Origin of the sequence: Pedobacter sp. UYP1 (assembly GCF_040547305.1) — a bacterium.
GTDB lineage: Bacteria > Bacteroidota > Bacteroidia > Sphingobacteriales > Sphingobacteriaceae > Pedobacter.
The window spans coordinates 118,617-131,974 of the sequence record NZ_JBEPPL010000012.1; the positions used below are offsets into that span (position 1 = coordinate 118,617).

The window sequence follows — 13,358 nt, forward strand, 5'->3', positions numbered from 1 at the left end:
TTGATTTTTTAGAAAATATGGATCAGAAAATACTAATAAATAAAAAATTTAAATGTCAAATTATAGAGACACTATGTCTAAACTAGTACCTGAATTGAGCGTAATTGACATCAAGCAGAGTCTCTTTTTTTGGTGTAACTTGATTGGTTTTGAAGTGCTTTATAACCGCTCGCAAGAGGGATTTGCTTACTTAAATTTAAATGGTGCTCAGATCATGTTAGAGCAACGGGATGAATTAGACACGAGTTGGGAAACAGGTTCATTAGAGTTGCCCTTTGGACGAGGAATTAATTTTCAGATTGAAGTTCCAGATGCAGATTCTATTATTTCTCGTTTGAACCAAGTGGGAATTAAATTGTTCATGAACCTAGAAGAGAAATGGTACGCAGCAGGCAAAGTTGATGTTGGCCAAAAACAGTTTTTAGTGAAGGATCCTGATGGATACCTATTAAGACTTATAGTAGACTTAGGAGAAAGAGATTCTATGCTAATAGATTGTGGTTTTACTAAATGAATATTTAATTGATGAAATGCCAATCACATTAATTCCTGCTCTGTTGGGAGACGGGACATCTTTATTCTCAGTAATTTCAGATGAATTGGATTTTGAATGTATCGATACAAAAATATCCCTTAATAAAGTTGTTCAAAACTATTTCGTTAGGAGAAGATAGTCGTTAACAATTTAAGAGGTTTTTAGTATAAAATTTTTTAATTAATCTAAAATTTCGTGGATATACGTCGGTTTTTTGAATATATAAGTGAAGTATTAAGTACAGATGGTAACTGCGCATCACGGTTTGCTTGCTGTCAAACATCCAGGATTCATCACCTGTAAATATACCAGTTCTTTGTAAATCTGAGCCCCCAAAACTTTTAAGCGAATATCTTGCATATTATAGGAAACGGAATTTTCAAACATGTGTTTTGCTTGAACAAGATTTTCCAAAGCACCTTTTTCTCTCTGATTCGGTTTTGACTGCACATCATTGGAAAATAAATAGATGTTTGCACGAATAAAAAGACTGGTAGTGTCTTTTGGAGTTATTGTTAAACTTAATGCTGACATCCGCTTATCTACACTCATTCATAAGTACGATTTTCATACAGTCCTTACCTCTAAAGTAATAAATGGAATTGAAACACTTGATCTTAGCCTTTTAGGAAATGACGCTAATAAAATCCCATTGTTAGTAGGTAGTCAGGTTAAATTGAGATTTGAACTTGCAAAGTTACTAGGGGTAGATGAGGTTCAAAATGCGGATATACTTTTCCGGTTTAATAAAGGCATCCAATTTAATATGGGATATCCATCTTTAAAGCCTTTCAACTTAGAATGGAAAAAAATTAGCTCCATTTTGCGGACTGAAATTCTTGAATTAGACAATGAAGATCTATTCACCTACTCTCAAGACGATCCCGAAATGAAAGGTATTTTTTTTGATCTGTTATCAGGTATTATTGAAAGAGAGGCTAGTATTATTTCAATATTAACTATATTGATTTAGATACATTATGCTTTTAATAAAACGATGTAAAAAGCGTACCGATGTATTCGATCTGTTTATTTTAAAAACTTGTGTCGATTTTCTCTCATCTAAGGGACTTAATTTAATTAGCAAATTAATTATGGATTTATGTTTGACAATAACTTTACCCACCTTTTCGTCCGGAACCATCAAGCACTAAAATAGGCTGAATCTTGTATCGATCAGCTACGATTATTTAAGGCTTTCCTTTAGACTCAATTAGCTTTACGACCACTCCTAACTCCACACCATGGAGTTCACTGCCAAACATTTTCTTACCGCCACCACGTAGAACAACGGTAAGAAGTTGATTTGGGTATGCCTCGCCTAAATTTAGTAACATGATATCTAAGGAAACCAGACAGGATATTTTTTTATCAAGAAGCTTCTTTTGCTTCCAGATAAGGATTATGGTGGTGCTTGTAAAAAGCTTTCTTATAATCTTTATAACTGCTCACTGCGCCTAGTACGCTCATCATTTTAATGTAGTACCAAGCCAAGTCTATCTGATGTGGCTTAAAACCGCTTCTGGCACTTTTGGGATATAAATGATGGTTGTTATGCCATTCACCAGCTACAAACCCCGGCCATAATTGATTGATAGATTTGTCTTTATCACTGAAGTCTGTGCCTGCCCTTTTTTTGACTTTTCCTTTCCCATGTCCTTCGTAATTAAATGTCCTTACACCAACCGCCCAGAATCCTGCTGCTCCAAAGAGGCTACAGGCCAGTGCGTGGCCGCCGATAATATAGAATATCAGGTACCAAAAAGACCAGTTTAGCAGCCATGATGATATTGCATACAAAGGATTTACATAGGAACCCCATTTTTGATATTGTTTGTAGGTATTGGCTGTCACACCCGTATGCTGCATGAGCATTTTAACCCGGTTGTAGTCGGCTTCAGACAGATCCTTTGCTATGGGTTGGTGGTTAACATCTGCAAGAAAACAATATAAAAAGCCGGCCTGTGCATTATATGGGTCGCCGGGCTGGTCTGATTTGGAATGATGGACATGATGTGAAATCACATATATTTCTTCAGGGATCACATTTATTGTTAGATTTTGCGTGAAAAACCGCCAGAATGCATTTCGGAATTTATAGGCTCCATGGGTGCAATAGCGATGAATGCCAGATAGTTCCATGAGTACCCATGATGATCATACTGTAGACAAATGCAGCCAAGACAGTCCACCAGCTAAGATAATTGAACAGGAATATCATAAAAAATGGGATCAGACAGGCTACTTTGAGCCAGCTAAAAAAGGGAAGCCAGTTTTTTCGGTCTTTAAATACATTCAGCCTCGAATAAAATTCGCGGAAGATTTCATTTGTAGTTGGTTTTATTAATTCTCACTGCGCATCCTGCCACCCATATGAGGGGCGTTGTAATACATAATCTAAAAATGGCATAGCTTAAAAAAATTGGTCAGTTTATAATAATGTTATGTATGTCAAATCGAGGCGCAATTATAGTAAACTTGTCAATTAAATAAAATTTTTTTTGACAAATGTTAGTATAACTACCCTCAATATTTCTACCGCAGTCACATAAACTATTGTCTATTATCAATATCAGGAAATGACTAGTCCCGGAGGGTTATGATTCTTCGCCATTCTTTTTTTTTTACAGCTGGAATGAATTTTTGACATTTGAACCTGAAATTTTTTCATTTTTTCTGCAAAATTTTCAGCTGATTGGGGGGAGGCCGCCTTGGCATTACATTGGATAGATCTTGTATGAGCACGAAGTTCTGAGTTTAATTAATTGTAAGTTTTAATCATTAAAAACAAATAAGGAGGACAGACCTATGACACTGGTTAAATTTAATCCAAATGGCAATGTGAAGAAAAATGGCCTAATTACTGGCTTGGATGGTGTTTTTGATTCTATATTCAATGATACTTTCTTTTCTGATCGCATGATGGCGTGTGTGCCTGCGATCAACATCAGTGAGGGTAAAGATCACTATCATCTGGAGGTGGCAGCTCCGGGTTTGAAGAAGGAAGATTTTAAACTTTCTTTGGAAAGGAATATGCTGAGTATTTCTGTAGAGCGAAGTTCGGAAGATGGTGTTCGGGAGCGCAATTATAATAAACGGGAGTTCAGCTACAGTTCGTTTGTGCGTTCTTTCACGCTGCTTAATGCTGCCGATAAGAATGGAATCGAAGCGAAGTATGTGGATGGCGTATTGTGTGTAGATATTGCTAAACGTGAAGAGGCTAAAATGCAGAGCCGCCAGATTGAAATTAAGTGATGCGTTTTTGATTTATACCAATAGCATGAGCTGCCTTCAGGTGGCTCTTTTATTTCATTTTATTTATGGTTATGGCACCGAGTTATGAAATATCTCTGAACATGAAAACGCATAAGGGCATCGAAACTTATGGTTGTTTTCACCTTGGTCATGATGAGGCTTTTACCCAGATGCTTTACGCTTCCTTGTTTTCAGACGAGATGGTATCTGTAGATTTGGTGATTATTATCGATTTGGTAGGGCGGGAGAACGACGTTCCTTTTCCTCAAGAGCTGCGGCATTGCAGTTATGAACAGCTTTCAAATAATGTAAGGATGATCACTAAAGAGGTCTTTAAACGTCTGAATCTGGAGATTTAGAGGGGAATTTGATTTTAGAAAATTATTTTGATCGATAATTGTTGTGTAAAATATAATTCTAATTTTTCATTTATTTTGAAATAAAATTTTATATTTTAAATATTTTAGTATCTTTGGATATAATTAATATATAATACAATGCAACAAGGAACAGTAAAATTTTTCAATGAGACAAAAGGTTTTGGATTTATCGTGCCAGCTAATGGTGATAGCGAAATCTTTGTTCATTCTTCTGGTTTAATGGACAACATTCGTGAGAATGATTCAGTAAGCTATGACATCGAGCAAGGTAAAAAAGGCTTGAATGCAATTAATGTTAAGATCAGCTAATTAGATTTCCTTCATAAATTGGTAAAAACATCTGTCATTAGACAGATGTTTTTTTTTGCCCGGTATTTTGCGTGTAACTGCGGATGAGCCGTATGGAGCTTGGGTTCTGTATCTCACCACTATGAATTTGTTGTGAACTTTTGCCCTGGAATTCAATAGTACATTTGATATTTACGATTTGATCCTTGCCAGTTTGTCCCTGACAATTTCCTGAAGCAGAGACAGCTGGTTGGCAATCCGGTAGTAGCGGACTGTATTCAGGTGTCTGGCATCCTTATAGTCGATGAGCTTATTGAGATGACCCAGGTCTTCAGAAATTCCTTTGAGGTGCTGATCCAAATTCTTATCCAGCATCACATCAGCCCAGATATCCGCATAAGCGGTTATAATTTTGCTGAGTTTTTCAGTCTCTTTTCTTGCTTCTTCCATTTTTACGATCTTCCTTTGGAACCCTGAATCAAAACCAATACCTGATCTTCCAGTATCCGCTGGGAACATGTTTTGGTGGCTTTAAATATCGATTTCTATGAATTTCAATCTATTCAGTAAAATCCCTAGTACTTCAAAATAGCTGGGGGTTTTTCATTTTGGGGTTATTTTGGCGGCGGCTGATTTAAAGTATCTCTCAGTGAAAAAAGAAATTAACTTAAAAACCTTAGATTTTGTGTTTCCGAAAGCATTTTAAAAACAAGTAGCTTTTCGCTGATGCTTATGGTGGAATCATAATTATGTTTTTTTAACCAAAAATCTAAATGAATAAGATCTTAACCATTAAGTTTTCGAAGATTACACTTGAATCACCTACACAATTTTTTTAGCTAAATCCGCGATTAAAGCTAAAGCAGACAGGAAATGTTTCGAGAAGCTCCCAGTTGGTTCTGGATAGTTTGATAAATGATAATTAAATATAGATTTACAATAAATATTCAATATAAAAAATTTGAAATGCCATTACTTAAAGTCGAAAAGCAAGATCTTGCCGATACTTTGTGTAAGTAACTGTCCAATATATCGGGTCTCGATTTTAACAGTTTTCTTGGACCTCTTTCGAACTACTTAATTGCAAAAAGATAGGGTTTGATATGCAGCCGAATACAGAGTATTCCGGTTAGTGGCAGAAGGAAGATAAAGCTTTGGTCAGGGAAATAATTTGGTATTTTATCATTGAGCGTTATCTTACCCCAGGAGGTAATGGACATAAAGAGTGGCCGAGCCTTACTATAAAGTAAAAAGCAAAGATTTCTTCAGCAGTTTTAAATAATTCTTGTTTACATTTTTTTAGAGCAAAATCACATATAAGGCTAATTACGACAAATAGTTTAAGGTGGGAATAACTTAAAGGAGATTCCCACCTTAAATTCATAAATATGGCTTAAACCGTTGGAGGAGGTGCAATCGTTTTAAGCTGTCCGTCTGCATCAAATAACAACTGCTTGGAGAGGCTCATTTTTTTACTGATTCTACTCTTTTTGACCCTAGCATATCTTTGTGTTGTTCGGATGTTCTTATGTCCAAGCATTTTACTTACATCTTCAAGGGGAAAATCCATAGTGTTGAGCATCAAATCGGCAAAGGTATGTCTGGCTAAATGGCTATTAAGAGACCGACCAATTCCACATAGGTCAGAAAGCTCCTTTAAATAGCAATTATACCTGAAATTGCTGTTTACAGGAATTAACCTTTTATGAAACCTGCAATAAGGATCGTCCCTATACTTTTCAATAATTTCTGCGATTATTGGGAGAATCGGCACCATTTCGGTTACTTTTGTTTTACCTCGTTCCTTGATTAACCACTTTTCATTTTCTGCCCCGACTTTTACAATGTTTTGGGGTGACAGATTGTATATATCTTGGTAGGCGAAGCCGGTGAAACACTGAAATATAAAAGCGTCTCGTACTTTTATAAGCCTGTCAATGCTAAGATTCTTGCGCCAGATACTTTCGACCTCAAACAATTCTAAAGGAAGAATTTCAGGTTCTTCGGATCCGCATCTAAATTTCTCTATCGGATTATTAATGATCCACTTATTAGTTTCAGCGATGTTGAGCAATTGTTTAGTGTTTTTAATCTGCTTCATAGCTGCCGCTTCCTGAATGGATGGTTTTCTTTTAACAATTAAGAAGGTGTGAAATTTATGTGCAAAGGACTGGTCTATTTCTGAAAGTTCAAGATCCTTTGATTTAAAAGTGTGTGTAATAAATTCAGCTATCTTTTTCTTTGTGGATTTCCACTGCTTTAAAGTTTCCTTTGATCTCAGGTTTTTTTCCACTAGTAAAGTGAAGTTCTCAATATGAAGAGAGGCCAGTTCCAGCAAGGTTGGAATCTTATTTTGTGTTTTTTTCTTTTCTCCATTATGATCTGTAGAATGGTTTCTATAACTGTTCCTGAGCATTGAAGGGCTTACTACCTCATGCTTTGATTGTAGTATTGTAAAATGCTTTTCAAGCTCACATTGTATCCTGTTTAATGCAGAATTGATGCTTTTTGCCTCTGGGCAAGGCAAGATCCTTTTCTTTTCCATATCCCACCTATCACTAGGAATTTTTTTGGCTATAGAGAACTCTATCTGGTTTCCATCAATGGAAATTCTACAGATAATAGGGGCATAGCCGTTGATGTCAGCTTTTGATTTACGGTGCCAAAAAAGAATTGACAGGTTTTGGTTACTTTTCATTTCTCAATCTGTTAAAGTTAAAAACTTGTTTATGGCCGGATAACCCGGTAACAGCTTGCTCTTAATAATTTGGAGTCTAATGAATCTTTTAGACTGGTGCCCAAACTTAGCAATTAGAATCGGGCACCAGTTAGGGCACCATTCAGATTGGTTTCAGTTGGTATGAAATGACTTATTATTTTTTGAAAAACGCCTTTTGAAAAACATTTTAAACAGAAAAGGCGCAATTTCTTGCGCCTTTCGTGATCCCGCTGGGATTCGAACCCAGGACCACTACATTAAAAGTGTAATGCTCTACCAGCTGAGCTACGGAATCATTAATTCCTCTTGTTTAAGGAGGTGCGAAGATAGAAAATAAAAATTAATACACACTATACTTCATAAAAAAAACAACGTTAAAATAACTGTAATGTTGTAGACTGCTGATTTCCAGACGATGTTTTTGTCTTTACATTAGCCCTTGCATAATGTTCCGTAATCCAGGAAATATAGTTTTCGGCCTTAATTGGCTCTTTTAATAGCCCTGTTGCTAGTTGTAGCATAGCAATCCGATGTTCAATTACCGGTCTGTACTTCTGGAAAAGGTGTTGCAGCTCTTGCTGAACCTTGTTTTTTGGCTTAATCCTGATATTTTTATTCACTGGATTTAAAACCTGTAAATTAATCTCCTTTGTAAAATAGGTTGCTGCAGATTCAATTCTCTCCTGTAAAGCAGGCAAATCATTAAAACCAGTTTGCTTATGTAAATTGATCACCTGAACCTGAAAACGATCAGCTAAAACAATCAGGTTTTTAATTGACTTTCTAAGCTGAGCAAACAATACCGCATACTCTGGAATATTTGACCTGACAATTTCAGGTCGCGAGGTAACCGTTTCCAGCTCACTCAGCAACTTATTCAATGAAAAGTGGTTCAGTACAAGCTGAAGAATAAAGCTTTGCTGTCCGCTCACTAAAAGGTCATCCAGTTCCTCATCCTGCACAGACTTCATATAATTGATAACTTCTGTATTTGATCTTAAACTTTCCGTGCTGATCTTCGATTTCAAAATCAACCCATTAAGCGTTCTCACACGACTCAAAGCCACATATACCTGTCCAGCTATAAATGACTTCCCCGCATCAATTATGGCATGGTCAAAAGTTAAACCCTGACTTTTATGTATCGTTACTGCCCAGGCCAGTTTGATCGGGTACTGTGAAAATTCACCAACCTGCTGCTGTACAATAACCTCTTCAGTATTGGTTTTATATTCAAAAGATTGCCACGAAGTTTTCTCCAATAACAGATCGTCTTCATGAGGGAAGGAAATATAGATCTCCCCATCTCTAACAGACTTTATTTTCCCAATCTTTCCATTATAAAACTTTCTATTTTCCCCGGTATCATTCTTAATGAACATGACCTGCGCACCTTCCTTTAACTTCAGCGTTTGTTCTGCCTGTAAACCTGCATCTCTGAACTCACCGCTGGTCTCAGCCACAAAAGTATACTCTTCACCAGGAAGCTCATCTAATTTCGCTTTATTAACGGTATTAGCTTCTGCATTATGCGAAGTGATAATAATCGGGCTCAATTCATCCGTTGCAAGAAAATCCGGATCATATCTTTTATTAAGCAAAGCCAGATCGGCCTCAGTAATCTGATTATTCCTGATACTATTTAGAATATTGACGAATTCTGGTTCAGTCTGCCGGAATACTGTAGTTAATTCTATCTGTAATAGCGGATTTCTGCGAATAACATATCCCTCAAAAAAATAAGGCGAAGCGTAAGCTCTGCTCAAAAATGCCCATTCTTCTCTTTTAGTTACCGGAGGTAATTGGTACAAATCACCTATCAATAGCAGCTGTACACCTCCAAATGGAATATTGTTTTTTCTTACAGAACGCAGAATGGCATCAATCATATCCATTAAATCGCAACGAACCATAGAGATCTCATCGATAATCAATAATTCTAATTCATTGAAGAGTGCTGTCTTCTCTCTATTGTAACTTAAATCATTGACCATGGATTCAATAGAGGTAATGCCCAATTGTAAATCTTCCAGACCAATCTCACCTGGGAAAAAAGAACCAGCAGGTAATTGAAAAAAAGAGTTGATTGTTGTGCCTTTAGCATTCATCGCAGCCACACCAGTAGGAGCTACCACCACCATTTTTTTAGAACTCTCTTCTTTTATTCTTTTAAGGAGTGTAGTCTTTCCAGTTCCAGCCTTTCCGGTTAGAAAAATGTTCTGATTAGTGTATTCAATAAATGATAATATCTTGTCGAAAATTGAATTAGAAGGCCCGCCGTTACTCATTCCGCAAATTTAACCGATTAATTACAAAATGCTAACGTAAATTTCTGTGTTTTTTTCCATTAAAGAGTCTATCTTTGCAAATGGCAAAATACTTAAAAGAAACCTCGAGAACTTTCAGCGAATTTCTCCTAATACCAGGACTAACATCTTTTGACTGCGTACCTGATAATGTCTCCTTAAAAACCTCACTGGTTAAATACCGGAAAGGTGAAAAATCAACAATAGAACTTAATATACCTTTCGTGTCCGCAATTATGCAGTCAGTTTCTGATGATCAGATGGCTATTGCTTTGGCGAAAAATGGCGGCTTATCATTTGTATTTGGATCTCAAACTATCCAGAAGCAAGTAGAAATGATTGAAAAGGTTAAACAATATAAATCTGGCTTCGTGATCAGTACAGCTAATCTGATCGCAGAAAACACATTAAAAGATGTTATTGCTTTAAAAGCGAAAACGGGCCATTCTACCATTGCTATCACTGATAATGGTACAGCCAATGGTAAACTGGTCGGTATTGTTACCGGCAGAGATTACAGAATTGGTACAGATTTGATGGATAAGAAAGTCAAAGAATTCATGACTCCTTTTTCAAAACTGATTACTGCAAAAGTTGGCATTACTTTAAGCGAAGCCAATAGTATCATCTGGGAACATAAGTTAAACAGTCTGCCTGTTGTTGATGAAGACAATAACTTCAAGTTCTTTGTATTCAGAAAAGATTATGATAACCATAAAGACAATCCTTTAGAACTATCTGACGAGACTAAGAAACTAATTGTAGGCGCTGGTATCAACACAAGAGATTACAAAGACAGAGTTCCTGCACTGGTTAATGCCGGTGTAGATGTGCTATGTATTGATTCATCTGATGGATATTCTGAATGGCAAAAAGCAACTTTGGAATATATTAAAGCAGAATATGGTGACAGTGTTAAAGTTGGTGCCGGAAATGTGGTCGACAAAGAAGGGTTTTTATACCTTGTTGAAGCAGGTGCTGATTTTGTGAAAGTTGGCGTTGGAGGTGGTTCAATCTGTATCACCAGAGAAACAAAAGGAATAGGCAGAGGACAAGCAACTGCTTTAATCGAAATTGCTGAAGCAAGAGATCAATATTTTGAAGAAACAGGAATCTATATTCCAATCTGTTCGGATGGTGGAATAGCTCAGGATTACCATATGGCAATTGCACTGGCTATGGGAGCTGATTTTATTATGATGGGAAGGTATTTTGCAAGGTTTGATGAAAGCCCTACCCATAAAGTATTAGTTAATGGTAATTACATGAAAGAGTACTGGGGTGAAGGTTCTAACCGCGCCAGAAACTGGGAACGTTATGATATGGGCGGTTCTACAGGATTAAAATTTGAAGAAGGTGTTGATAGCTATGTTCCTTACGCCGGATCTTTAAAAGATAATTTAGACGTTACTGTAGGAAAAATTAAATCAACCATGTGCAGCTGCGGATTTACCAGCATTGCGAAGTTTAAAGAAGATGCCAGGCTTACCTTAGTTTCTTCTGTGAGCATCGTAGAAGGTGGAGCGCATGACGTGCTGGTTAGAGAATAAACTAATTATATCATTCAAGGTGCTGGTCTGAACCTTGAATGATATTCCAGAAAATTGATTTACCAGATAAATGCAGTAATACCAAGGCCAAAAGTAATGTTATTATACTTGGTTTTTCCAGCAGTTTCCGGAAGACGGTGATAGCTCAGATGTCCATCATTATCTGTATCATTCAGCAAATCTATATCAAACTTGTGGGTGGACCCGAAATAACTGGTATATGCTTTAATTGCAGTATTCCGGCCAATGCGTTTCTGGATACCTACGCCAACAGACCAGCTTGCCGCTGTTTTTGGTTGATATCGTGCGTAAGGTAATTCTGCTGTTCCAAACTCCTTCTGATATTCCGGTTTGATATCCAGGATAAAATTCCCATTACTTCCGGAAGAAATCCCTGCATTTATTTTAGCAGTGATGAACCAGTTATTCGCTAAAGGCAAACTAAAATAAGGGCCAATATTCAAATATTTAACACCAAGCGCCTGCGTATATAAGCCATTACTGATTTCCAAAATATCAGGATCAAGGCTTGCATGAGCTGAATTTAAAGGAAAGCTGGTAAATGCAAATTCCCCTCCAATACCAATGTTTTTATTGACAAACCAGGCACCTTCCATGCCTAAATTGAAACCGTCTTTATTGAAAATATTGTCGTGAGCAGTTCCGGTAAGTTTTTTACTGGTCGCAATAGCATAACCCGCATGTAATTCCACAAAACTAGGATTATTACTGATTGGGACAGGGTTGTTTTTCACAGGTGCATTCATACCCCTGTTTTTCATGATTTGGTCAGTCACAAAATAGCCCAGTTCTGTAGAAATGATACCTACTCCGGCGCCTGCAAGTACATCTGTGATCCAATGTCTGTTATTCAAACCACGACCCAAAGCTGTCGCTGTGGCCATCGCATAACCTGTAATACCGATTAAAGGATAGCCATACTGTCCGTATTCCTTATCCAGCATAGTCGCATTCATGAAAGCTGTGGCGGTATGTCCTGAGGGAAAGGAATTGTTTGAACTTCCATCAGGGCGCTCAACTTTACTGGTGGATTTAAGTCCGTTGACCATTGCGCCCATAATTCCCATAGAAAAAGCATAAGAGACAAAGGTTCGTTTTGGAGTATGTTTTCCTTTGACGTTAAATGCATTCAAAGCTACAACTGCTGCTGCTGGTGCATATTGCAAGTAATCATCGTATCTGTAATGGAAATCAGGAATGAACCTGTTTCTGACTTCTCTGACAGTTTCACGATGCGACCAGGCGAATGCTGTAGCACCAAATAAAATTAATGGAACTGTTGTTTTTTTTACAATACTTTTTTTCCAGAAGTTATTAATGGGCTGCCGTATTAAAAGACTGTCCGTGTATTGTGCATTTGCAGTAGTTACGGTATGCAGAAGAAATAGAGCGAGTAATATAAGCTTGAAATTTCGTCGTTGTTGAGGCGGCATATATAAATTAAAACAATGTATTTTCTTTTGATATACTTCTATAGTAGTTGTTAAATTGCAGAATCATTACGATATACCTAAAAAACCTAAACTATGAAAAACTTATTTAAAAACATCGCATTAATTGCGATATTCCCGATTTTGATCACCTCTTGTTCAAAGAAAAATGAAACTCCTGCCAATCAAGAGATCAAAACCAAGCAAACTGACAAAGTACTTGCGTACATCAAAAATCTTGGATTTACAGACGCACAAATCGTCGAAAATGGAGATAGATATATTGTTGATGGAGATATTGTATTTGATAAAAATATGCAGGTTCCTGCAGATAACGGAAAGCTAAAAACAGAGCAGTATTACAATGGCTATCTGGTTACGAATAGCAATAATATCCGCGTTAAAGTGGATGCATCTATCACAAGCATGGCTGCAGAAATTAATGGAGCAATTCAGCAGTGGAATACTGTACCTAACTCAAAAATTAAATTCGTCATCGTAACTGATAATAATTATGATATTTTGATAAAAGTAGACAATACTATCGGAGGCACTACTTGCGGGCAAGCTTACCTGTCTACCTCTAATGGTAAAGCCGGTAATACAGTCTGGATTAATCAGGAGCTGATCAAAAATAATTCTTTTGCACAACGTCAAAGAACTATTGCACATGAATTCGGACATACCATTTCTATTAAGCATACAAACCAATCTACTTCGATTGATGTGCCAGGAGTTGGTGGAACAGATGCGCTATCATTAATGAATGGCGGACAATGTGGAAGCGGTGCTACTGTTTTATCTGCGAAAGATAAACAGGCAACTGCTGCATTATACCCTTTATAATATAAAATCATACCCATATCGTAATGTA

General features: G+C 36.9%; 12 protein-coding genes and 1 tRNA gene. 7 read left to right on the forward strand and 6 right to left on the reverse strand.

What is annotated here, in order from left to right; all coding sequences use genetic code 11:
* Positions 1-73: 73 nt before the first annotated feature.
* A complete protein-coding gene (locus ABIB30_RS20330) occupies positions 74-514 on the forward strand; it encodes a bleomycin resistance protein (protein ID WP_354304873.1) in 441 nt (146 codons plus the stop codon).
* A gap of 490 nt (positions 515-1,004) precedes the next feature.
* Positions 1,005-1,508 carry a DinB family protein gene (locus tag ABIB30_RS20335; protein WP_354304874.1) on the forward strand — a complete coding sequence of 168 codons (504 nt, stop codon included), beginning with the start codon at positions 1,005-1,007 and terminating at the stop codon, positions 1,506-1,508.
* A gap of 398 nt (positions 1,509-1,906) precedes the next feature.
* Here the strand turns inward: ABIB30_RS20335 and ABIB30_RS20340 are convergent, their stop codons facing one another.
* Positions 1,907-2,677 (reverse strand): fatty acid desaturase, encoded by a 771-nt coding sequence (locus ABIB30_RS20340; RefSeq protein WP_354304875.1) that lies wholly within the window; start codon positions 2,675-2,677, stop codon positions 1,907-1,909.
* A gap of 666 nt (positions 2,678-3,343) precedes the next feature.
* Between ABIB30_RS20340 and ABIB30_RS20345 the strand changes: the two genes are divergently transcribed.
* The 3 genes from ABIB30_RS20345 to ABIB30_RS20355 all read left to right on the forward strand — a co-directional run bounded on the left by ABIB30_RS20345 (position 3,344) and on the right by ABIB30_RS20355 (position 4,479).
* A complete protein-coding gene (locus ABIB30_RS20345; protein WP_354304876.1) occupies positions 3,344-3,790 on the forward strand; it encodes an Hsp20/alpha crystallin family protein in 447 nt (148 codons plus the stop codon).
* 101 nt (positions 3,791-3,891) lie between these two features.
* Entirely contained in the window at positions 3,892-4,149 is a 258-nt protein-coding gene (locus ABIB30_RS20350; protein WP_354304877.1) for a hypothetical protein, read from the forward strand.
* Positions 4,150-4,287: 138 nt separating this feature from the next.
* On the forward strand, positions 4,288-4,479 hold the full coding sequence (locus tag ABIB30_RS20355) for a cold-shock protein (protein WP_048905418.1): 192 nt from the start codon (positions 4,288-4,290) through the stop codon (positions 4,477-4,479).
* A gap of 171 nt (positions 4,480-4,650) precedes the next feature.
* Here ABIB30_RS20355 and ABIB30_RS20360 read toward each other — a convergent pair whose 3' ends face one another.
* From ABIB30_RS20360 to ABIB30_RS20375, 4 genes are all read right to left on the reverse strand, one after another.
* On the reverse strand, positions 4,651-4,977 hold the full coding sequence (locus ABIB30_RS20360) for a hypothetical protein (protein WP_354304878.1): 327 nt from the start codon (positions 4,975-4,977) through the stop codon (positions 4,651-4,653).
* Between the two features lie 874 nt (positions 4,978-5,851).
* A complete protein-coding gene (locus tag ABIB30_RS20365) occupies positions 5,852-7,156 on the reverse strand; it encodes a site-specific integrase (protein ID WP_354304879.1) in 1,305 nt (434 codons plus the stop codon).
* Between the two features lie 243 nt (positions 7,157-7,399).
* Positions 7,400-7,472, reverse strand: a tRNA-Lys gene (locus ABIB30_RS20370).
* A gap of 79 nt (positions 7,473-7,551) precedes the next feature.
* On the reverse strand, positions 7,552-9,465 hold the full coding sequence (locus ABIB30_RS20375; RefSeq protein WP_354304880.1) for an ATP-dependent DNA helicase: 1,914 nt from the start codon (positions 9,463-9,465) through the stop codon (positions 7,552-7,554).
* Positions 9,466-9,545: 80 nt separating this feature from the next.
* On the opposite strand from ABIB30_RS20375, the gene ABIB30_RS20380 reads away from it, so the two are divergent.
* A complete protein-coding gene (locus ABIB30_RS20380) occupies positions 9,546-11,033 on the forward strand; it encodes an IMP dehydrogenase (RefSeq protein WP_354304882.1) in 1,488 nt (495 codons plus the stop codon).
* A gap of 59 nt (positions 11,034-11,092) precedes the next feature.
* On the opposite strand, the gene ABIB30_RS20385 is transcribed toward ABIB30_RS20380, so the two are convergent.
* Positions 11,093-12,487 (reverse strand): phosphatase PAP2 family protein, encoded by a 1,395-nt coding sequence (locus tag ABIB30_RS20385; RefSeq protein ID WP_354304883.1) that lies wholly within the window; start codon positions 12,485-12,487, stop codon positions 11,093-11,095.
* A 93-nt stretch (positions 12,488-12,580) separates the two neighbouring features.
* Here ABIB30_RS20385 and ABIB30_RS20390 point away from each other — a divergent pair, with 93 nt between their 5' ends.
* Complete coding sequence (locus ABIB30_RS20390; RefSeq protein WP_354304884.1) at positions 12,581-13,330, forward strand: M57 family metalloprotease; 750 nt, start codon at positions 12,581-12,583, stop codon at positions 13,328-13,330.
* Positions 13,331-13,358 lie beyond the last annotated feature (28 nt).